This window comes from Streptomyces marinisediminis (genome assembly GCF_026262575.1).
Taxonomy (GTDB): Bacteria; Actinomycetota; Actinomycetes; order Streptomycetales; family Streptomycetaceae; genus Streptomyces; species Streptomyces marinisediminis.
The window spans coordinates 1-343 of the sequence record NZ_JAPKFL010000128.1 but is presented as its reverse complement, the minus strand read 5'-3'; the positions used below and the strand labels follow the sequence as shown (position 1 = coordinate 343).

Here is a 343-nt window from a genome sequence, read left to right as displayed (position 1 = left end):
GTCCGGCCCCGCGCGCGAGGAGACGGCGGACCGGCCGCCGGAGCACGCGGCGGCCCCGGTGCCGTGGGTGCTCTCGGCCAAGTCCCGGTCCGCGCTGGCGGCCCAGGCCCACGCGCTGCACGGCCGGCTCCTGCGGCAACCGGAACTGGGCGTGCACGAGGTGGCGTTCTCACTGGCCACCACGCGCGCCGCGCTCGACCACCGGGCGGCCGTCGTCGGCACCGACCGGGAGGAACTGCTGGCGGGAGTGGCGGCGCTGGCGCGGCGGGACGCCGACGCCGACGTGCTCAGCGCCCACGCCCGACCGGGCGCCCAGCGGGCGTTCCTGTTCTCGGGGCAGGGT

General features: G+C 79.3%; 1 protein-coding gene. It reads left to right on the top strand.

All coding sequences use genetic code 11. From position 1 onward, the window contains the following. A partial coding sequence (locus OSB71_RS24380) for a CurL C-terminal domain-containing protein (protein ID WP_441005708.1) occupies nucleotides 1–343 on the top strand: 343 nt, incomplete at both ends.